This window comes from Leucobacter sp. UT-8R-CII-1-4 (genome assembly GCF_030010235.1).
Classification (GTDB): Bacteria; Actinomycetota; Actinomycetes; order Actinomycetales; family Microbacteriaceae; genus Leucobacter.
In genome coordinates this window covers 259,314-279,670 of sequence record NZ_JASCRS010000003.1, presented here as the reverse complement: position 1 = coordinate 279,670, position 20,357 = coordinate 259,314, and the positions used below count along the sequence as shown (strand labels likewise).

The following is a 20,357-nucleotide window of genomic DNA, read 5'->3' as shown; positions in this document are numbered from 1 at the left end:
TCAGCTCTGCTGTGCGTACAGTTCGGCGTAGGCGCCATCGAACTCAAGTAGCTCCTCGTGGCTGCCCTGCTCGATGATGCGCCCCGCCGAGACTACGTAGATACGGTCGGCGTCGACAATGGTCGAAAGCCGATGCGCAATAGCGATGGTGGTGCGCCCGCTGCGGGCGTCATCAAGCGCACGCTGAACAATACGTTCGTTGACGGTGTCGAGCGCACTGGTCGCTTCGTCGAGCACCAACACCCGCGGGTTCTTCAGCAGCACTCGCGCGATGGCGATCCGCTGCTTCTCGCCGCCTGAAAGCCGGTAGCCGCGCTCGCCAACAATCGTGTCGTAACCCTGTTCAAAAGACACGATGGTCTCATGAATATTGGCGAGTTTAGCGGCAGCCTCAATCTGTTCTTGGCTCGCCTCGGGGTCAGCGTAACGAAGGTTGTCGGCGATACTTGCGTGAAAGAGGTAGGGCTCCTGGGTGACCACGCCGATCCTGTCCATCAGCGCCTCTTGGCGAAGCGTACGCACGTCCTCCCCGGCATAGCGCACGCTGCCTTCGCTGGCCTCATAGAGACGGGGGATCAGCGATCCGATAGTGGTCTTGCCAGACCCTGAGGCTCCAACAAAAGCGACAAACTCGCCGGGTTCAACTGTGAATGAGACCCGATCAAGCGTGGGCGCGCTCTCGACGGCAGCATCCGGATAGCGGAAAGTGACCCGCTCAAATTGCACGCGCCCGGCTCGTTCGCCTGTTTCGTTTGGCTCTTTTGCGTCTGCAGCATCGAGGATCGCCGGTTCAAGATCAAGGTATTCAAAGATGCGGGCGAAAAGCGCTCTCGAGGTCTGCAGATCGAGCGCGACCCGCATCAGTGCCATCATCGGGAAGAGCAGTCTGGCCTGCACCGTGGTGAAAGCGACGATGGTGCCCGCGGTGATACCGGCGTCGAAACCCTGGCCCTGCGCATTGGCAATGATCCAGCCAGAGACGAGGTAGACAATGGCTGGCACGGCAGACATGAAGACCTGAATAACACCGAAGAAGAGCTGGCCACTCATAGCCTGGCGCACCTGAAGTCTGATCTGGTTGTTGTTCTCAACCGCGTAGCGCTCGGTCTCTGCTCGCTGGCGCGAATAGGTTTTTGCGAGCAGCACGCCCGACACCGAGAGCGCCTCTTGAGTAATCGCGCTCATTTCGCTGAGCGACTCTTGGGTTTCGCCTGCGATTCGTGCTCGAATCTGACCGACTCTGCGCTGCCCAGCAACAAGAATCGGCAAGAGTACAAGAGCAATGATTGTGAGTTGCCAGCTCAGCAGCAACATGGCGACAAAAGCCGCGATCACCGTGACGGTGTTGCCGATCACGCTTGAGACCGTGTTCGAGAGCACGCTCGCTACGCCGCCCACATCGTTTTGCAGACGAGACTGGATCACCCCGGTTTTTGTACGAGTGAAAAAGCCGAGCTCCATCGATTGCAGATGCGAGAAAAGCTTGACCCTGAGGTCACCCATCACGCTATTGCCGACCTCGGCAGTGAACTTCGTTTGCACGATGCCGAGCACCTGGCTTACGACGAACACGAGCAACATGATCGTGACCAGCCAGATAAGCACTGGCATGTTGGGTGATCCGCTTGGCGGAAAAAGCCCATCGTCAAACACCCGTTGGGTGATAAGCGGCGGCACGATACCGAGCGCTGCCGACACCAAAACCAAAGCGATAATGATGCCAAGCCGGCCCCGGTACGGCGAAAAGAGCTCGGCGATGCGACGGCCAAGACCCTCAACCTCGGGGGCTTGCCGGTTCAGCTCGCGCTGTTTGGCGATATCGCCGCCCGAGACGCGCGATCCTCGCCCCGGCCCACCGCCCTGTCCCATGCTCATGGTCTCAGGGTAGCCCCCACCACCGTCACCGCGTGATTAGACCTTTACTGGGCCAGTCCTGGTTGGTCGTTTCACGAAGAACAGCGCGACTACGGCACCAACAAGAATGACTCCCATTGGCATCAGAATCGACTGCGACATCGCGGTTGCAAACCCCTCACGCAGCGGCTCCGGCAATGCACCGACGTGCCCCTCAGAGAAACCACCGGCCGACGAAGCTGCCTCACCAAATTGCGCGGTCAGCCGCGACTGCATCAACACGGCCATGGCAGCCGAACCGAGCACGGCACCCACCTGGCGACTGGTGTTGTAAACGCCCGAACCCGCACCAGCGAGCTTTGGCGGCAATGCAAAAGTCGTGATCGAGGCGAGCGGACCCCACATAAAGGCATTGCCAACACCGAGCACCGCGCTCGGAATCAACAGCAACCAGATCGAAGTGTCTGGTGTGGCCATCATCGAATACAGCAGAATGCCTGCCGCCACACCAACGAGCCCCACAAGCGGCATACGCTGAGGTTCATTTCGGTCGATCAGCAAACCTACTGGACGCGCAAGCGCAATCGACAGCACTGCCATTGGCACCATCATCAGTGCCGATTGAGTTGGCGTGAGACCACGCACGAGCTGCAGGTAGAACATCAGTGGCAGGCTCATGCTCGTGATCGAGAAACCGACGGTAATGATGACCAGAGTGCCAACCGAAAAATTTCGGTCGCGGAAAATCTCAAGAGGAATCAGCGGCTCGCCGCGCTGCACTTTCTGCCAAACGAAGAACAGCACCAGCACTACGGCACCAGAAATGATCAGGCTCCACACCGAGATTGGGCCCCAGATCATGCCCCAGTCAAAACTCTCGCCCTCTTGAATACCAAACACCAGCAAGAACATGCCGACGGCGCTGAGCACCACACCAAGCCAGTCAAAACGGTGTGCGTTTGTGGGCAGTACCGGCACGTAACGCAGGGTCAACACAAAGGCGATCAGGCCGACCGGCAGATTAATAAAGAAGATCCACTCCCACCCGAGCGAATCAAGCAGGAACCCGCCAAGAATTGGCCCGATCAGAGTAGCCGCGCCTGCCGTCACACCCCAGATAGCCATCGCCGATCCGCGCTCCCGCGGCGGGAAGATTCGTGTGATCACGGCCATCGTCTGCGGGGTCATCAGCGCGGCACCAAGACCCTGGAAGACACGAGCGCCAATCAGCATCTCAATGTTGCCCGAGAGCCCACACGCAAGCGATGACAGGGTGAACATCACCAAGCCAATGAGGTAGATACGACGCGGTCCGAAGCGATCACCGAGTCGACCCGTAATCAAAAGCGGCACAGCGTAAGCCAGCAGATACGCGCTAGTCGCCCAGAGCGTCGCCGTCATAGTGGTGTCAAGCGCCGACATGATCGATGGGTTCGCGACTGAGACAATCGTGGTGTCGACCAGAATCATAAAGAAGCCGAGCACGAGCGTCCAGAGTGCGGCCCACGGCCTAATCTTCGGGTCTGGCTGGGGCGCTGAAGTCTCTGGATTACTCACCCAGCAAGACTACGCCCCAGCACCGACGTTTATGCACATGCGCTGCTGCAGCGACCCGGCCCGGCGATCCACGCGTGTTAGATTCTCCCCATGAGTCGCACCGACGCGAAGACGCGCCCACCCACGCATCTCCTCGTCCCGGTAACTGCCGGGCTCGTCTGCGCTCTGGTTGGCTTCACCGCGGCGTTTGCCGTGGTGCTCGGCGGACTGCAAGCCGTCGGCGCGACACCGCGCCAGGCAGCCTCGGGGTTGCTTGCGGTCACGATCACCATGGGCATTGCATCGGTGTTGCTCTCTTGGCGTTTTCGAATGCCGATCACTTCGGCCTGGTCCACACCGGGCGCGGCCCTGCTGCTGAGCACAGGCATGGTTGCTGGTGGTTGGCCGGCGGCAATCGGCGCGTTTGTCTGCTGCGGTGTGCTCCTCACCGTCACCGGGCTGTGGCCTGGCCTTGCAAAGCTTGTTCAGCGCATACCCGTCCCGCTGGCCCAAGCAATGCTCGCTGGCATTTTGCTTCCGCTGTGCATCGCACCCGTCACCTCCCTCGCAAGCCACCCGCTTTCGGTATTGCCGATAGTGCTGACCTGGCTGGTGATGACGAAGCTGGCGCCAAAGTGGGCAGTGCCAGCCGCACTCGCTGTCGCGCTGGTTGTGATCCTGATCCACCTCAGTAACAACGGAAACGCCCCTGCCGCGAGCGCCTTCATTCCGGTCGCTGAGTGGACCACCCCAACGTTCACGATCCAAGCGCTCACGGGAATCGCGCTTCCGCTCTACATTGTCACGATGGCATCGCAGAACATTCCCGGAGTCGCCGTCATGGCGGGCTTCGGGTATCAAGTGCCTTGGCGCCCGGCGCTAGTCGCGACTGGATTCGGCAGCATCGTAAGCGCACCATTTGGTGGCCACGCGATCAACCTAGCGGCGATCAGCGCGGCGCTGGCGGCCGGGCCAGAGGCCGGCAGAAAAGAGCAACGCTGGATCGCCGGGATCACTGCCGGAGTCGCCTATATTGTGCTGGGCCTCACAAGTACCGGGCTTGCCGCGGCCGTGCTCGCGGCTCCCCCTGAGATTATGCAGACGGTTGCAGGTATTGCGTTGTTTGGCGCTTTTGCGGCGGCCTGCGCAAGCGCCATGGCCGATCCAGCGTTGCGTCTACCCGCCGCCGTCACCATGCTGGTGGCTGCCTCTGGCGTGCAAATCGCGGGCCTCAGTTCTGCTTTTTGGGCACTCCTTGCCGGTTGCCTGATCGCAGTCGCTATTTCACCGTGGCGCAAGTTACGCAAAGCGAGCACGGTGCACGCCGCCACGACAGCAAATGAAACAAGCTCCGGCTGAGCGCACCAACCCACGCATGTGAGTGCTCAGTTTGCGAATAGTGTGCGAGAGCAGACTGCGCTGCCCTCATACTTATCGTCATGGCAGTCACAGAACAACCGGTAGCAGTTGCGCCCGCCCGTAATCGCGTGCGTTACGTCGGCGTCGACCTCGCTCGCTTTGTCGCAATTGCGGGAATGATCGCGGCACACCTGATCGCGATTCGTTCGGCCCTGCCGGGTGTCAGCGAACCTGATCTGGCTGTTGCGAAAGCGGTAGGTCTGGTCAGCAACGGCGCCCCGGCCACACTTTTTGCCGTGCTTGGCGGGGTCAGCATCGTGTTTGCAACCCGCAAATACTTGCGCAACCAGCAACCTGGCAAAGCGGTTGCTTCAGTAGCGGTGCGCGGTTTCGCGTTGATCGTTCTCGGTGTGCTGCTCGGTTTTGTAGACAATGCGATTGTCGTGATCCTCGCCTATTACGGCGTGGCAATGATTCTGGCGGCTCCGTTTGTATTGATCAAACGCAATTGGATTCTCGCCAGCATTGCCGGTGTGCTCGGCCTGTTTTCTGGTTGGATCAATGCCAGCGTGCGTAAAGCGCTCGATTCGGGTCTTGAGGGGCCGCACATCAATGTCGAATTTCTCTCAACCGACCCGCTCGGTGTGATTCGTGCACTATTCCTTACCGGCGAATACCCTGCGGTGACCTGGCTGGTGTATCTGCTCACCGGAATGCTGGTTGGGCGGCTCTTGGTAGCCTCGGCTAGTTCGGGTGTGCTCGGTCGCACGGCGGCGAAACTAGCAGGCGTTGGCGCAGCCGTGTTTGTGGTGGCACAACTTGTCTCGATCTGGGCGATCAATCATCTCGACACGATCGGTGTGAAGGCCCTCGGCCTTTCGCAAGAGCAGTTGCGCGATTACATTGAGACAACCGGCGGCAGCGGTGCGCCACCGTCTGCGCGGCCACTCGCTCAGTTGCTCGCGATCCCGCACACAGGTTCAACGATGGATCTGATTCGCACAATTGCTCTCGCGGTCTTTGTGATTGGCGCGCTGGTTTGGCTGTGCGATCGTGAACGGCCGAAGCTTGCGGCTGTTGAGAGCGCATCGGCGAGCCCAGAGTCGGGTTCATCCTTGCCAGCCAGGCTTCTTGATGTGGTGCGGGCCACCGGTGCGGCACCGCTCACCATCTATTCGGCACACATTGTTATCTCTGGTGTGCTGATGTATCCGTACTTTGGTTTGCAGGGTTCCGCGTGGTTCGGCCCAACTGAGATTCCGTGGTGGGTAGTTGGCCCGGGTGCCTTTGCGCTGCAGATCTGTGTGGCTCTCGCCTTTGGCGCCGTGCTTTCTGCCACCAAGAAGCGCGGCCCGCTCGAAACCCTGCTGTCAAAGTTTGTGGGGCTGGTGGTGAGGTAATTCTGCCCGCTGGAGCAGAACTTCTGAGTGGTGCCGCTAGGCGCTACTCCCCCGATTCCTCAATCGCCTTCTCAAGGCGCTCAAGTTTGCCGTCCATTTCACCTTCGAAGCCGGGGCGAATATCGGCCTTCATCACGAGCGAGACGCGCGAGCCGAAGGGCAGCACGGCTTCGGTTGCGCGCTTCACCACGTCGAAGACCTCGTCCCACTCACCCTCGATTTCGGTGAACATACTGCTGGTGCGGTGGGGCAGGCCCGACTCGCGCACAATCTTTACTGCCTCGGCAACCGCGTCAGAAACTGAACCTCCGTCGCGCTCGGGGCGTCCGGTAGCTGGTCCGCTCGGGGCAACAGAAAAAGCAAGAATCACGGTGGGTTACCTTTCGGGTAGTTGTCTGAGTTCAGGTTAGCGTTGGATCGCCCAGCCGGCGCCTAATCTCCCGCATAGGCGCGAACGTCATCGTCGACCCAATCGAGTGAGCGCTCAACCGCTCGGTTCCAGAGTCTTAGGCGGCGTTGCCGGTCTTCATCGCCCATTCTGGCGATCCATCGGCGGCCTTCCCGCACGAGGCCACCTACTTCGTCGAGGCTTTGCCAGACTCCGGTGGCAAGGCCTGCGGCAAAGGCTGCGCCGAGCGCTGTTGTCTCTAGAATTTCGGGCCGCACCACGTCGATGCCGAGCATGTCTGCCTGAAACTGCATCATCATGTCGCTGACTGAGCCGCCGCCGTCAACGCGCAGTTCGTCTAGGCGTACGCCGGTATCAGCGGCGGCTGCTTCGATCACTTCAACTGTTTGGTAGACGCTTGCTTCGCTTGCGGCGCGGACAAGGTGTGCGCGCGTCACGAAGCGGGTGAGTCCGACGATCACTCCGCGCGCGTCCGGCTGCCATCGTGGGGCAAAGAGTCCTGAAAAGGCGGGAACTATAAATGCGCCGCCGGTGTCGGGCACACTTGAGGCGAGCCCTTCAATCTCGGTTGAATCGCGCAGCATGCCGAGATTGTCGCGCAGCCAGTGGTGTAGCGATCCAGCGACAGCAACGCTGCCTTCAAGCGCGTAGACCGGTGTCTGCCCTTCAAGCTGGTAGGCGACCGTTGTGAGCAGGCCGTTGCCGGAGAAGACTGGCTGTTCGCCAGTGTTTACGATCAGGAAGCCGCCGGTGCCGAAGGTGTGTTTTGCGCTGCCTGGGGCAAACGCGGCCTGGCCGAAGGTTGCCGCTTGCTGGTCACCGAGCACACCTGCGATGGGAACGCCGTCGAGGCCGGGCACTCCGCGCATCTCGCCGATTGTTCCCGAAGACGAAACGATCTGCGGCAGCATGCTGCGTGGAATGTTGAATGCGGCGAGCGCTTCATCGCTCCATTGCAGCGTGCGCAGATCGCAGAGTTGGGTACGGCTCGCGTTGGTCACATCGGTCACGTGCAGGCCGCCGTTGGCACCGCCGGTGAGGTTGTAGATCAGCCAGGAGTCGATTGTGCCAAAGCGCAGTTCGCCGCGTTCTGCTCGCTCGCGGGCACCGGGAATTTCATCGAGCAGCCAACGCACTTTGCCTGCTGAGAAGTAGCTCGCGAGCGGCAGTCCGGTGATCTGCCGTAAACGTTCGGTGCCGAAGGGGGCACCTGTTACTGGGTTTACCTCTGCGGCGAGCGCGTCGACAATGTGCTGCACTCTGGTGTCTTGCCAGACGATGGCGTCTGCGATTGGTTCGCCGGTTGCGGCGTCCCATACGACTGTGGTTTCGCGCTGGTTTGTGATGCCGACGCCCGCGATACGTTCTCTTCCGATGCGGGCTTTGCCGAGCGCGTCGTGCAGTAGCCGTTTGGTGGTCTGCCAGATTTCGACAGCGTCGTGACCAACCCATCCGGGCTTTTCAAAGATTTGTCGGTGTTCGCGCTGCGCGCTCGCAACTACACGAGCATGCTTGTCAAACACAATTACTCGCGTGCTTGTGGTGCCTTGGTCGATCGAAATGAGGTGGTCAGTCACTAGTGCCTCCGCTCAAAGCGCTTTGGTCCGAGCCTACTCGCGTGAGCTTTCAACGTGCCACTGTCGTACCCTCGGCATAGACTGGGGGCATGCAAAAACTTCGCCTCGCTTCTGTAAACGTGAATGGTATTCGTGCAGCGTTCCGCAAGGGCATGGGCGAGTGGCTTGAGAGCCGCGACGTTGATGTGCTTGCCATGCAAGAGGTACGCGCTGACGATTCGCATCTCGAAGAATTGCTCGGCGACGGTTGGCATATTTTGCACGACCCATGCCAGATCAAGGGTCGCGCCGGTGTCGCGATTGCGAGCCGTGTTGCACCTACTGCGCACCGAATTGGTTTGGGTGCTGAAGATCAGCAGGATTCGATCCAGTCGAGTGGTCGCTGGATCGAAGCAGATTTTGAGCTCGGCGGCAAGCCATTCACCATCGTCAGCACCTATGTGCACTCTGGTGAGGTTGATACGCCGAAGCAAGAAGCCAAGTGGGCTTTTCTTGATGCGATGGGCCCGCGCTTTACCGAGCTTGCGTCCGAGCGCGAATACGCGGCTGTGGTTGGCGACCTGAATGTTGGCCACCGCGAGTTCGATATCAAGAACTGGAAGGGCAATGTGAAGCGCAGCGGCTTCCTACCTCGCGAGCGCTCATACTTTGACCGTTTCTTTGGTCCACTGGGCGAGAATGTTACCGGTGTAGATGGCACCGAGGGTGCCGGCTACGGCTGGGTTGACGTTGGTCGCCGCTGGGCTGGCGAGGTTGATGGCCCGTACACCTGGTGGTCGAACCGTGGCCAGGCGTTTGTGAATGACACCGGTTGGCGCATCGACTACCACGCGGTTACTCCTCAGCTGGCTGAGCGAGTCACGCACTACACGGTGGATCGTGCCGCTAGCTACGACGAGCGATGGTCGGATCACGCCGCAGTCGTTGTTGACTACACGGCGTAATCCATACGAGCGCGGCTGATCCGCTGCTCTCATAATCGCAATTTTGGGGAGCGAAGCTACCCCACCAATGCCAATCGGGCATTGAGATAAGAGAGACCTTGAAATGACTGACGCAACCACCCCAGCATCGACCGAAAAGCCAAAACTGTTCAGCGGTATGCAGCCCTCGAGCGATTCGCTGCAGCTTGGCAACTACATTGGTGCGCTGAGCCAGTGGACTCAGATGCAAGAAGACTTTGACGCGATCTTTTGCGTTGTGAATCTGCACGCGATCACCGTGCCGCAAGACCCAGCCGAGCTGGTACTGCGCACCCGACGTACCGCTGCACAGTACATTGCGGCGGGCATCGACCCCGAGAAGTCGACCCTGTTTGTGCAGTCGCAGGTTCCAGCGCATGCCGAGCTTGCCTGGGTGCTGAACACGCTCACCGGTTTCGGTGAGGCGAGCCGCATGACTCAGTTCAAAGACAAGTCGCAGAAGAATGGCGCTGACGCGTCTTCGGTCGGCCTGTTCACCTACCCGATTCTGATGGCTGCAGACATCTTGCTCTACCAGGCAGCAAGTGTGCCTGTGGGCGAAGATCAGCGTCAGCACGTTGAACTGACTCGCGACCTTGCGACTCGTTTCAACTCGCGTTTTGGCAAGACTTTTGTGGTGCCCGAGGCGCACATCGGCAAAGAGACCGCCAAGATCTACGACCTGCAGAATCCGACAGCAAAGATGTCGAAGTCAGCTGAGACCGAGGCCGGGCTAATCAAGGTGCTTGATCCAGCAAAGGTGACGACAAAGAAGATCATGCGTGCGGTCACCGACGCAGACAATGAGATTCGTTTTGACCGTCAAGAAAAGCCTGGCGTCTCGAACCTGCTCACCATTTTCTCGGTGCTTTCTGGCCGCACCATCGAATCGATCGAAAGCGAATTCTCGGGGCGCGGTTATGGCGATCTGAAGAAGGCCGTCGCTGAGGTCGTCGATTCGTCGCTGACTCCTGTGCGCGAGCGCACCGAAGAGCTGATGGGCGATCCGGCTGAGCTTGACCGTCTGCTTGCTCGTGGCGCTGAGCGCGCGAACGAGCTGGCTTCGGCCACGCTTGACCGTGTCTATGAAGCGGTTGGCCTGCTGCGCGGCTAGTTCGCCAGACCAAAACTCTCTCACCTCTGGGCCATGCCTTGAATACACTGATGTCATGGCCCAGAAGCTCAACGAGGCGCTCCGCCGTTCCCCCTTCGCGATAGTTTTCACAATCGCTCTTGTCGCAGTCGGAGCAATCAGCGGCGCGCTTTTTAGCCCCGCATCGCAACAGCCCTGGTTCGAGCGAGTGGCTACAGGGCTACCCGCTTTTGCTGAGGGCCGCTGGTGGTCACCGTTCACCTCAATGTTTTTCGTGGGTGAGCCGTGGGTGTACGCCTTTGTGGTGCCACTGGTGCTGCTCAGCCTGGCCTGGGCAGAATGGCGTTTTGGCACGCTCCGCACCGTTGCACTGTTTGTTTCGGGGCACCTCGTTGGTATTTATGGGGCCGCACTTCTAGTCTGGTTGCTCGCGAGCGCTGGATCACCTTGGGCCACCATGCTGCAGAGTCATTTTGATGTGGGCCCGTCGTGTGGCGCGATCGCCGCGTTAGTTTTCGCGATTGCTACGCTGCGCTCACCGTGGCGTTTGCGCGCCAGGGCTTTGATCCTCGTGTGGATCACTATTTCGGTGCTGTATCTCGGTCAGATCTACGATGTTGAGCACGCAGTAACTATGGTCGTGGCTCTTTCTGTGAGTGGCGCGTTGCCAGCATTTCGGCACCGAAGGGGCAGACCTACCGAGCGCGAGTGGCGGTTTCTTGCCTTTGCGGGGCTTATCACTATCGGCGTGACCGAGGTGTTTGATCTTGCGGTGCCGTTTGATGGACCGCTTGGTTCGAGCACCCCGATCGCGTCGTGGATCGACGTGGCCATCGATATTGTGGTGATTTTGCTTGTTGCAAACGGTATTCGCCAGGGTCATCGCGTTGCATGGGTGATTACGCTTTGCCTTGCCGCGTTTAACTTTGTGACTGCAGCGTTGCTCATCGCTCTCGTGCCGCTACTCATTGAACTTGGTGTTCTTGAGCACCCACGCGAGATTCTCGGTTTGATACTTGCTCCGGCGGTGCTGTGGGCCGGCGAGGTCACACTTCTTGTTGTGGGCCGAAGTGCGTTTCGGGTGCATGTTCGCACGTCAAAGCGGGCGCTCGCGGCCCCTCCGCTGACTGCTGCCGAAAGCGAGCAGCAGTTGAAGCGGTTTGGCGGTGGCACTATTTCTTGGATGACCACGTGGCCGCTCAATCGCCATGCTGCCATTGCCGATGGCAGTGCTGCTTTTCAAACACACGCTGGTGTCGCTCTGATGCTGAGCGATCCGATCGTTTCAGAGGGCAGTCGGGCTGATGCGATCAGTGATTTTGCCGATGCTGCACAGAAGGCAGGTCTCGTACCCGCGCTGTTCTCGGTGAGCCAGTCATCATTTGATGCAAAGCCCGCTGGTTGGCGTTCGCTTATCGTTGCAGAAGACACCATCGTTGATCTGCCGGGCTTGGCTTTTACCGGCAAGGCTTGGGGCGCGGTGCGTACGGCCATCAACAAGGCGGGTCGCGAGGGTATTTCATTCAGAATGACTCATTTGGCTGATGAGCCTCGCCAGGTGGTCGCGCAAGTGCGCAAGATTTCTGAGCAGTGGACGGGCGACAAGAGCCTGCCCGAAATGAAGTTCACACTCGGCACCGTACAAGAGGCACTTGACCCTGAGGTAATGGTTGGCCTCGCTTTTAATGAGGCCGGTGAGATGCAGGGGGTGACTTCTTGGCTGCCGGTGTATGGACCGAGTGGCGGTGACGGCGTCGCGCCAAAGCCGATTGGCTGGACTCTCGATGTGATGCGCCGCGCCGATAATGGGTTCTCGCAAACTATGGAGTTTCTGATCGCCTCGTCTACTCAATATTTCGCTGAGGCTGGCTATCAATTTGTGTCCCTTTCTGGGGCACCGTTTATTCACCCTGAGGACCGCGAACTCACCCCCGTTGATCAAGTTTTGACGCGAATCGGCGAGCTTATCGAACCCGTCTACGGTTTTAAATCGCTGCACCGTTTTAAGCAGAAATTTAACCCGAGGGCTGAGCCGCTTTATCTGCTGTACCGCGATGAGGGTGATCTGCCGCGCATTGGTATGGCGCTCACCAGGGCCTACCTGCCGGACGCCTCGCTAAGAGACTTGCTTGCTTCGGCGACACCCGCCTAGTTCTTGTCAGTCGGGAGCCCAAGAGGTACGCGCAGCATTCCGCGGCGAGGCCGGCGAATAAAAACCGTCGCCAAACTCGCAATCGAACACCTTGTTCGCGATGAGACGCGTCGAAACACCCCGCAACGTGCACAATCGCGAACAACGTAAGCAATTGGCGAATAAGATTCGAAACTCGCGCAGATCGAGCCGCCTGGGCGGTTACACTTACCGCTATGACAGCGACACAACCAACGCGCCAACAACGAAGTGGCTCGCGTTCGATCACCGTGGTGATCGAAGTGGTTGGCATTCTTGCGCAGTTGCTGTTGCTCTATGTCGGCTTGATCTACCTGTTTAACGAAGAAACAGAGCCCCTCGCCGACCTTGTGTACTTGTTCGCATGGTGCGTGGTAGCAACCCTGTACCTTGCCGGCACAGTGTTCTGGCTCAACATTGACCTCAGAATCAACCGTGACGACCATCGTTTTTTACGCGAGACCTCGCGCAATCCGCTAATCGCCTGGTTCTCGACAATTGCTACCTTCACCGCGAGCCTGGTCGGTTTGAGCGCAGCAATCTCGCTGGTGTCAGAAGCTAGCAAGACCGATGCGTTTCACGTATATGAACTCGTCGCCGTGTGGGCGATGCTCGCCTCATGGGCAATGTTTCACTGGGGTTATTCGCGCATCTACTACGCCGCCTACCAAAAGTACGAAGCGGATCAACCACTGCACTTTCCCGGCACCGAACAGCCGCGACTCATCGATTTTGTGTACTTTTCGTTCACTAACGGCACTTCGTTTTCGCCATCAGATGTCTCGGTACGCACCTCGCGAATGCGCTGGACAGTCGTCTGGCACACAACCTTCAGCTTCTTTTTCAACGCGCTGATCATTGTGCTGACCATGAACACCATCTCTGGCGGCTTCGCGCTTCTTTAATCATCAGCAGCGAGCCTGGTCGGCACAGCCGATTACTCCGTCGAACTTGTCGATGCAGGAAGACGGTAACTCAGGGAATACTTTCCGCCAAAGAGCGTTAGAGTAAGAAGCGTGTTCCGGGGTCAGTGAGAATCTGAACCGGCGGTGATAGTCCGCGAACTCCACTCCTGTGGGGCCGAACCGGTGAAATTCCGGTACCGACGGTGATGCACGAGGCGAAGCCAGTGAAAACTGGCTGAGGCTGCGTGCGAGTCCGGATGAGAGGAACGCAAGGGCCGCCTTCGTGCGGTTACCTCGCGAACCCGGCGCGCAGAAAGAACTCATGCTCGGTCGCGATATTCTCGAAACGGCAATGCGTCGTGCGTTCGAGCTTGCTGCGCTCGGCCCGGCAGACAACCCCAACCCACAGGTGGGTTGCGTCATTCTTGATCCGGCCGGAGTCATCGTTTCAGAGGGCTGGCATCGCGGCGCCGGTACTCCGCACGCAGAAGTCGCCGCACTCGCAGCGCTGCCTACCCAGTGGCGAGACCGCTCGGGCGAGCTCACTGCCGTGGCGTCACTCGAACCGTGTAATCACACCGGCCGCACCGGTCCGTGCGCGGTTGCGCTTGTCGATGCCGGCATCGGGGCTGTCGCATTTTCAATGTCCGATCCCGGCAATGCCTCTTCCGGTGGATCAGCGACCCTGCGAGCTGCGGGGGTGGAAGTACTTGGCGGAGTGCTTGAGGCTGAGGGCAACAAAATTCTTGAAAGCTGGGTCGAGCGTAAGGCAGCACAGACCGAGCTTGAACAGCAGGCTGCGCCTAAACTGCAGAATTCCGTAGGGGTGCATGTCACAGTCAAGTGGGCTCAAACCCTCGACGGCCGTGCGGCCGCAGCCGACGGCAGTAGCCAATGGATCACTGGGAAGGCCGCCCGGCGCGATGTTCATCAGCGGCGCGCCGCCGCTGATGCGATCCTCGTCGGAACAGGAACCCTCTTCGCCGATAACCCGGCGCTGACCGCACGAGACGAGTCTCACGAAACCGGCCTTTTGGTTCCCGCTGAAGCACAGCCGATTCCCGTGGTGCTTGGCAAGCGAGAAATTCCCGCCAACGCGCTGATCCGCGAACACCCGGCGCTTGCGGCCAATGGTCTTGATGCTCCGCTGCACTTTGCAGGCGATAACCTCGCTGATCATCTCGCGGAACTTCGTAGCCGCGGTGTACGCAGCGTCTTTGTTGAGGGCGGCCCGACGATTGCGACTGCATTCTTGCGAGCTGGCCTTGTCGATGAGGTGCTCGTCTACGTCGCACCAGCCTTGCTTGGCGGCCCTCGCGTTGCGATTAGTGACCTCGGCATCGAGAGCATGGCTGACATTCAACGGCTGAGCATCACCGATGTTACGCGGCTTGATGAAGATCTCCTGATTAAAGCTTCCATTCACCACACAGAGAACGAGGAGGGCCACTAGTGTTTACCGGCCTCATCGAAGAAATCGGCGAAATAGTCGCGATTGAACCGGTCGGAGCTTCGCTTCGGCTGACCGTGCGCGGGCCCAAGGTCACAAGCGACGCGGGTCACGGCGACTCGATCCAAGTATCGGGCGTCTGCCTCACGGTTATTGGAAATTCCAATAACGAGTTCACGGCAGATGTTATGGAGCAGTCAATCAAGATGTCGACGCTCGGCAATCTCGCGGTTGGCGACGGCGTGAACCTTGAGCGTGCGGCCCGAGTCGACAGCCGACTCGGTGGTCACATCGTGCAGGGCCACGTTGACGGCACCGCTGCGCTGATCTCGAGCACACAGCACGACAATTGGCGCACACTTCGTTTCTCGCTGGCACCAGAGCTCGCCCCTTACCTCGTCGACAAGGGTTCAGTGACGCTTGCAGGTGTCTCGCTCACCGTTTCAGACATTGCACCAGCGGCCGAAGCCGAGGCTTGGTTCGAGGTGTCCCTGATTCCTGAAACCCTCGTTGCGACCACCCTCGGAACGCTCACCCCCGGCGACCGCGTCAACCTAGAAACTGACGTGCTTGCACGCCATGTGGCACGAATGATGAACTTTGGCTTCGGCGCAAACAGCGTCTCAGCTACTCAAAGCCCCCAATCAGACCTCTCCCGCGAAGGAGCCAACTCATGACCGATCAGACCTCAAAAGACCCCAGCATTAGCTCGGGAATCGCCTCAATCGAAGACGCGATTGCCGCAATTGCTGCCGGTCGTCCGGTCATCGTTGCCGACGACGAAAACCGCGAAAACGAGGGTGACGTTATTCTCTCGGCTGAGCTCGCAAGCTCTGAGTGGGTGGCTTGGACCGTACGCTGGTCGTCAGGTCTGCTCTGCGCACCGATGACCAACTCGATCGCAGATCAGCTCGATCTGCCCATGATGGTTGAGCGCAATGAAGATGCGCGCGGGACCGCCTACACCGTGACGGTCGATGCCGCCGAAGGCGTTACCACCGGCATTAGCGCGAGCGACCGTGCAACCACCCTGCGCGCCCTGGCGAACCCAGAGGCAAAGCCCACCGATGTGCGCCGCCCAGGTCACATTCTGCCGCTGCGCGCGGTTGACGGTGGCGTGCGCTCGCGCGCCGGTCATACCGAGGCTGCGGTAGAGCTGATGCGCCTCGCGGGTCTTCGCGAGGTTGCCGTAATCGGCGAAATCGTTGCTGAAGACGGTGAGATGATGCGCCTGCCAGGGCTGATTGAGCTTGGCAAAGAAGAGGGTGTGCTCGTCATCACGATCGAGCAGCTTGCCGCTTACCTCGACAAGATCGACCCCGAGCACACGCCGTCTGCGCCTTCAGCACACCGTCAGGTGAGCTTGCGCGCAGATACTCTGGTGCCAACCGAACACGGCGAGTTCCGTATGCGGGCCTACCGCGACCGTCGCAACGGTGTTGATCATGTCGCTCTGCTCGCGGCAAATCCAGACGGCAGTCTGCTGGGCAATAACTCGCTCGTGCGGGTGCACTCGGAGTGCATCACGGGTGAAGCTTTCGGTTCACTCAAGTGCGAGTGCGGCCCGCAGCTCAAGGCAGCGATGGATATGGTGCACCAGCATGGCGGCGCAGTGATTTACCTGCGCGGCCAGGAGGGTCGCGGGATTGGCCTCGCCAATAAGCTGCGCGCTTACCAGCTGCAAGAAAGCGGCGTCGACACCCTCGACGCAAACCTGCAGCTTGGCCTGCCCGCAGACGCTCGCGACTACCATGCGGCCGCAGAGATTCTGGCTGATCTTGGCTTGAGTAGCGTGCGCTTGCTCACCAATAACCCGGACAAGGTTGCCCAGCTCGAGAAGAGTGGGGTCACCGTGAGCGAGCGGGTTCCGCTTTACGTTGGCGTGAACGAAACCAATGCCGGCTACCTGGCAGCAAAGCGTGACCGCATGGGCCATATTTTGCCTGCCGACTCGGCAGCAACCGATTCAAACGAGTAGAAGCGAGCACATTATGAGTGGCGAAGGATCACCAAGCCTGAAAGTTGATGCGAGCGGACTGCGGGTAGCGGTTATCGCTGGCAAGTGGCACAAGGAGGTCATGAAGGGCCTCATCACCGGTGCGCACAACACCATCGTCGAGTCTGGTGCAGAGCATGATCTGTTTCAGGTTGCTGGCGCGTTTGAGCTTCCGCTTGCGGCTCAGGCGGCGCTCACTCCGGTTGAGCAGGGCGGCGGCGGTTACGACGCTGCTATCTGTCTCGGCGTGATTATTCGTGGCGGCACCCCGCACTTCGATTTTGTTGCGAACTCGGTCACTGATGGTCTGACTCGTGTGCAGCTCGATTCGGGCAAGCCGGTTGGCTTCGGTGTGCTTACGACCGATAATGACGAGCAAGCGCTGGATCGCGCTGGCCTGGCCGATTCACGTGAGTCAAAGGGCGTTGAGGCGGCTGAGGCTGCGCTGCACTCGGCGGTTACGCTGCGTAAGATTCGCGGCTAACACGCCCCACACACCTCACCGCGCACAGTCGTGCGCAAAGTGCCCGCTTGAATTCGCGAACTGGTATCAAGAATTCAAGCGGGCACTGTCTTTTCGGGGGTAGTCTGACGCGTAGCCACCACCGAGGAGACCCCCATGCGCCCGATTCACACCACCCTGCCAGCCCCTACCGGCGGCATGCTTCGGGCTGAGCGACCCACCGGCATCACCATGGCCTTTGTGGTGATCTTCATTGCCCTCGTCGTACAGTCGCTACCGATGCTCGTGCAGGCAATCTCCGAGGGGGTAAAGGCCGCACTGAATGGCACGGTCTACTCGTTCACCGGCACCTCCTTCGACAATGCAAACGCAACGCTCACACTGTTCTCATTCGGACTTGGCATTCTCTGGCTCTGGTTCTGGATGGCCGTTAAAGAACGACGCAGCTTTGCCACCCTTGGCTTCGAATCGATCAGCCGCGGTATTCGCCTGGGCGGGCGCGGCGTGCTTATCGGCATCATCATGATGGCGATCTGCGTACTGGTGCCTGTTATCACTGGGCAAGCTACCTTGCAGTGGGCTTCACCCGATGGCACCACTTTCGCGTTTATGGCCATCATGCTGCTCGGCTTTTTGGTGCAGGGATCGACCGAAGAAATTCTGACCAGAGGCTACCTGACACAGGCAGTTGCACGCCGCTGGGGCCTGCTCACAGCGGTCATTGTGCAGGCAGTATTTTTCGCTCTGCTGCACGGAGTTAATCCGGGAATCGGCTTCTTGCCGATCGTCAATCTGCTTCTCTTCGCGGTCTTCGCAAGCCTGATGTCACTCGCAGAGGGGAGCCTCTGGGGAGTGTGCGCAATGCACGGCGCTTGGAACTGGGCCCAGGGCAACCTCTTTGGCGTTGCCGTATCTGGCAACCCGGTCGAAGCAGCAATGCTGCGTTACGAGTCCAACGCTGGATCCGCTGATCTTTTGACCGGAGGCACTTTCGGCATCGAGGGCAGCCTCGTCACCACCGTCGTGTACCTGGTTGGCGCGTTCATCGCGTGGAAGATCTGGCAGAAGCGCCGCGCAAACACCGCCGCTGAGGGAGCTATCAGCCGCGAGCCATAGGCTTGTGGAGTGGCAGAAGACTCTGATCAGCAGACCGCTCAGCACAATGGTTCCGGCACAGCGCAGCGCCGATCCTCGTCGACTTCTTCGCAGGGCGAACCCCGCGCGCGAAAAACACGTGGTGGTCGCGTAAATCGCGGCGAAGGCCAGCAGCCAAAAGGCCCACGAGCCTCGATCAAACAGCTGCTCCCCTACCTGCTTTCGCAGCGCGGCCCGCTGACGTTGGCCCTGGTGCTCGGCATCATCGGCGCTGGCACCTCGCTTGTGCAGCCGGTTCTGCTCGGCCAGGTAATTGAGCGAGTGCAATCAAGCCAACCACTCGGCGTGCTGCTTGTGGTGTTGAGTGCGCTCGTTGTGATCGACGCGCTGCTCAGCGGGTTTCAGCACTATGTGTTGCAGCGCATGGGCGAGGGCGTTGTGCTGCACAGCCGTCGCAGTCTCATCTCACGCATTCTGCACTTACCGATCGGTGAGTTTGACCGCCGCCGCACCGGCGATCTCGTCTCACGCGTCGGCAGCGACACCACCCTGCTTCGCGCCGTGCTCACGCAGGGTCTGGTCGAGGCGATCAGCGGCCTTCTCGTTTTTGTTGGTGCGCTCGTTGGCATGCTCATCATTGACCCGGTGCTCTTCGGCATCACCTTCTCGGTGGTTCTTGTCGCGCTCGTGATTGTGGTGCTGGTCTCAGCCCGAATTCGCCCAGCCGTAACCCGAGCACAACAAAAAGTTGGCGATCTGGCCGCGCAAGTAGAGCGATCAATCTCGTCAATTCGCACAATTCGCGCCGCTGGCGCGACCGAACGAGAGCAGCGGGCAACCGAGGCAGAAGCCGAAGAGGCCTATGTTCTTGGCCTCAAGGTCGCAAAGATCTCGGCGCTCATCGTGCCAATTTCGTTCCTCGCATTGCAACTGTCTTTCCTCATTGTGCTGGGACTCGGCGGCTACCGTGTGGCAACTGGCGCAATCGGTATTGCTCAGCTCGTGATGTTTATCGTCTTCCTCTTCCTGATGGTTGCCCCACTTGGCCAGGCCTTTGGCGCGATTGCGGCGGTAAATCAAGCACTCGGAGCTCTCGGGCGCATTCAAGAAATCACCTCAAGTCCCACCGAAACAGAGCACGATGCAAAGCTCTCACCGATCGGCCGAATCGCGCCCCTCAGTGAGCTCGCAGTTGAACAGGCCCCGGCAATCAGCTTCGAAGATGTCAGCTTCACCTACCGTTCGGCCGCTCCGCAGCGCGTCGATGCACGTGAGCTCGTCACCTCTGGACGCTCGGGTCGACGAGATGCCGAGGCCGCCCCGGCAGAAATCATTGAAACACCGGTGCTGCACGAGGTTTCATTTAGTGTTCCGCGCGGATCACGCGTCGCACTGGTCGGCCCCTCGGGTGCCGGCAAATCAACTGTGCTCTCGCTGATCGAGCGTTTCTACGACCCAGAGCAGGGCACCGTGTCACTGCATGGCGCCGATCTGCGCAGCCTCGATCGCGCCGAGCTGCGCTCGCAAATGGGTTACGTCGAGCAAGACGCGCCCGTGCTCGCGGGCAGCCTTCGCGAAAATCTGCTGCTTGGTGCGCCAGACGCCAGCGACGCCGCCTGCGAACGTGTACTGCGCGCGGTAAACCTGGGTGGCCTCATCGATCGAACCTCAGAAAACATTTCTGAGGCACTCGATACCCAGGTTGGCGAACGCGGGATCATGCTCTCGGGCGGCGAGAAACAACGCCTTGCGATTGCCCGCACTCTGCTGAGTGCACCGTCAATCTTGTTGCTCGATGAATCAACCGCAAGCCTTGACGGAGTCAATGAGCGGCTGATGCGTGAGGCTCTCGACTCGGTTGCGACCGGGCGCACACTCATTGTGATTGCGCACCGACTCTCAACCGTGGTCGACAGTGATCGCATCATTGTGCTCGAAGAGGGCCGCGTTGTCGGTGAGGGCACGCACGACGAGCTGGTCGAGACTGTGCCGCTCTACCGCGAACTCGCGAAGCATCAGCTGCTCGTCGCAGAACAGGAATAGTGTTTGGGGCTGCGGCGCCCAAACACACTGCAGCGCAAGTGTGCT

General features: G+C 59.7%; 16 protein-coding genes and 1 riboswitch. Of the genes, 12 read left to right on the top strand and 4 right to left on the bottom strand.

Going from position 1 to position 20,357, the window contains the following annotated elements:
• Complete coding sequence (locus QBL02_RS08610; RefSeq protein WP_282726208.1) at nt 1–1,869, bottom strand: ABC transporter ATP-binding protein; 1,869 nt, start codon at nt 1,867–1,869, stop codon at nt 1–3.
• Nucleotides 1,870–1,911: 42 nt separating this feature from the next.
• Nucleotides 1,912–3,411, bottom strand: coding sequence for a DHA2 family efflux MFS transporter permease subunit (locus tag QBL02_RS08605; protein ID WP_282726004.1), 1,500 nt, complete (start codon nt 3,409–3,411; stop codon nt 1,912–1,914).
• A 90-nt stretch (nt 3,412–3,501) separates the two neighbouring features.
• Here QBL02_RS08605 and QBL02_RS08600 point away from each other — a divergent pair, with 90 nt between their 5' ends.
• Nucleotides 3,502–4,749, top strand: a complete 1,248-nt coding sequence (locus tag QBL02_RS08600) for a benzoate/H(+) symporter BenE family transporter (RefSeq protein ID WP_282726003.1) — start codon at nt 3,502–3,504, stop codon at nt 4,747–4,749.
• A gap of 80 nt (nt 4,750–4,829) precedes the next feature.
• Nucleotides 4,830–6,149, top strand: coding sequence for a heparan-alpha-glucosaminide N-acetyltransferase domain-containing protein (locus QBL02_RS08595; RefSeq protein WP_282726002.1), 1,320 nt, complete (start codon nt 4,830–4,832; stop codon nt 6,147–6,149).
• Between the two features lie 43 nt (nt 6,150–6,192).
• On the opposite strand, the gene QBL02_RS08590 is transcribed toward QBL02_RS08595, so the two are convergent.
• Both QBL02_RS08590 and glpK read right to left on the bottom strand, forming a co-directional pair.
• A complete protein-coding gene (locus QBL02_RS08590; RefSeq protein ID WP_282726001.1) occupies nt 6,193–6,519 on the bottom strand; it encodes a thiamine-binding protein in 327 nt (108 codons plus the stop codon).
• Between the two features lie 62 nt (nt 6,520–6,581).
• Entirely contained in the window at nt 6,582–8,135 is a 1,554-nt protein-coding gene (gene glpK / locus QBL02_RS08585; RefSeq protein ID WP_282726000.1) for a glycerol kinase GlpK, read from the bottom strand.
• A gap of 89 nt (nt 8,136–8,224) precedes the next feature.
• Between glpK and QBL02_RS08580 the strand changes: the two genes are divergently transcribed.
• The 10 genes from QBL02_RS08580 to QBL02_RS08535 all read left to right on the top strand — a co-directional run bounded on the left by QBL02_RS08580 (nt 8,225) and on the right by QBL02_RS08535 (nt 20,312).
• Nucleotides 8,225–9,079 carry an exodeoxyribonuclease III gene (locus QBL02_RS08580; protein WP_282725999.1) on the top strand — a complete coding sequence of 285 codons (855 nt, stop codon included), beginning with the start codon at nt 8,225–8,227 and terminating at the stop codon, nt 9,077–9,079.
• Nucleotides 9,080–9,182: 103 nt separating this feature from the next.
• The gene (gene trpS / locus QBL02_RS08575; RefSeq protein ID WP_282725998.1) at nt 9,183–10,211 is read left to right on the top strand and encodes a tryptophan--tRNA ligase; all 1,029 of its coding nucleotides are present in this window, start codon (nt 9,183–9,185) and stop codon (nt 10,209–10,211) included.
• Between the two features lie 55 nt (nt 10,212–10,266).
• On the top strand, nt 10,267–12,342 hold the full coding sequence (locus tag QBL02_RS08570; protein WP_282725997.1) for a DUF2156 domain-containing protein: 2,076 nt from the start codon (nt 10,267–10,269) through the stop codon (nt 12,340–12,342).
• A 215-nt stretch (nt 12,343–12,557) separates the two neighbouring features.
• Complete coding sequence (locus tag QBL02_RS08565) at nt 12,558–13,265, top strand: DUF1345 domain-containing protein (protein WP_282725996.1); 708 nt, start codon at nt 12,558–12,560, stop codon at nt 13,263–13,265.
• Between the two features lie 108 nt (nt 13,266–13,373).
• A riboswitch (FMN riboswitch) is annotated at nt 13,374–13,538 on the top strand.
• Nucleotides 13,539–13,587: 49 nt separating this feature from the next.
• Complete coding sequence (gene ribD / locus QBL02_RS08560; RefSeq protein ID WP_282726207.1) at nt 13,588–14,718, top strand: bifunctional diaminohydroxyphosphoribosylaminopyrimidine deaminase/5-amino-6-(5-phosphoribosylamino)uracil reductase RibD; 1,131 nt, start codon at nt 13,588–13,590, stop codon at nt 14,716–14,718.
• Nucleotides 14,718–15,392 carry a riboflavin synthase gene (locus QBL02_RS08555; protein ID WP_282725995.1) on the top strand — a complete coding sequence of 225 codons (675 nt, stop codon included), beginning with the start codon at nt 14,718–14,720 and terminating at the stop codon, nt 15,390–15,392. The genes ribD and QBL02_RS08555 overlap by 1 nt, the downstream gene beginning before the upstream one ends.
• A complete protein-coding gene (gene ribA / locus QBL02_RS08550; RefSeq protein ID WP_282725994.1) occupies nt 15,389–16,693 on the top strand; it encodes a GTP cyclohydrolase II in 1,305 nt (434 codons plus the stop codon). The genes QBL02_RS08555 and ribA overlap by 4 nt, the downstream gene beginning before the upstream one ends.
• Before the next feature lie 13 nt (nt 16,694–16,706).
• Nucleotides 16,707–17,195, top strand: a complete 489-nt coding sequence (ribH, locus tag QBL02_RS08545) for a 6,7-dimethyl-8-ribityllumazine synthase (RefSeq protein WP_282725993.1) — start codon at nt 16,707–16,709, stop codon at nt 17,193–17,195.
• 135 nt (nt 17,196–17,330) lie between these two features.
• Nucleotides 17,331–18,290, top strand: a complete 960-nt coding sequence (locus tag QBL02_RS08540) for a type II CAAX endopeptidase family protein (RefSeq protein WP_282725991.1) — start codon at nt 17,331–17,333, stop codon at nt 18,288–18,290.
• A 9-nt stretch (nt 18,291–18,299) separates the two neighbouring features.
• Nucleotides 18,300–20,312 (top strand): ABC transporter ATP-binding protein, encoded by a 2,013-nt coding sequence (locus tag QBL02_RS08535; RefSeq protein ID WP_282725990.1) that lies wholly within the window; start codon nt 18,300–18,302, stop codon nt 20,310–20,312.
• Nucleotides 20,313–20,357: the final 45 nt, after the last annotated feature.

Excerpts from the sequence above, each read along its gene's own strand:
- QBL02_RS08610 (WP_282726208.1), bottom strand. The coding sequence starts at position 1,869 with ATGGGACAGGGCGGTGGGCCGGGGCGAGGATCGCGCGTCTCGGGCGGC.
- QBL02_RS08600 (WP_282726003.1), top strand. The coding sequence starts at position 3,502 with ATGAGTCGCACCGACGCGAAGACGCGCCCACCCACGCATCTCCTCGTC.
- QBL02_RS08595 (WP_282726002.1), top strand. The coding sequence starts at position 4,830 with ATGGCAGTCACAGAACAACCGGTAGCAGTTGCGCCCGCCCGTAATCGC.
- QBL02_RS08580 (WP_282725999.1), top strand. The coding sequence starts at position 8,225 with ATGCAAAAACTTCGCCTCGCTTCTGTAAACGTGAATGGTATTCGTGCA.
- trpS (WP_282725998.1), top strand. The coding sequence starts at position 9,183 with ATGACTGACGCAACCACCCCAGCATCGACCGAAAAGCCAAAACTGTTC.
- QBL02_RS08570 (WP_282725997.1), top strand. The coding sequence starts at position 10,267 with ATGGCCCAGAAGCTCAACGAGGCGCTCCGCCGTTCCCCCTTCGCGATA.
- QBL02_RS08565 (WP_282725996.1), top strand. The coding sequence starts at position 12,558 with ATGACAGCGACACAACCAACGCGCCAACAACGAAGTGGCTCGCGTTCG.
- ribD (WP_282726207.1), top strand. The coding sequence starts at position 13,588 with ATGCTCGGTCGCGATATTCTCGAAACGGCAATGCGTCGTGCGTTCGAG.
- ribA (WP_282725994.1), top strand. The coding sequence starts at position 15,389 with ATGACCGATCAGACCTCAAAAGACCCCAGCATTAGCTCGGGAATCGCC.
- ribH (WP_282725993.1), top strand. The coding sequence starts at position 16,707 with ATGAGTGGCGAAGGATCACCAAGCCTGAAAGTTGATGCGAGCGGACTG.
- QBL02_RS08540 (WP_282725991.1), top strand. The coding sequence starts at position 17,331 with ATGCGCCCGATTCACACCACCCTGCCAGCCCCTACCGGCGGCATGCTT.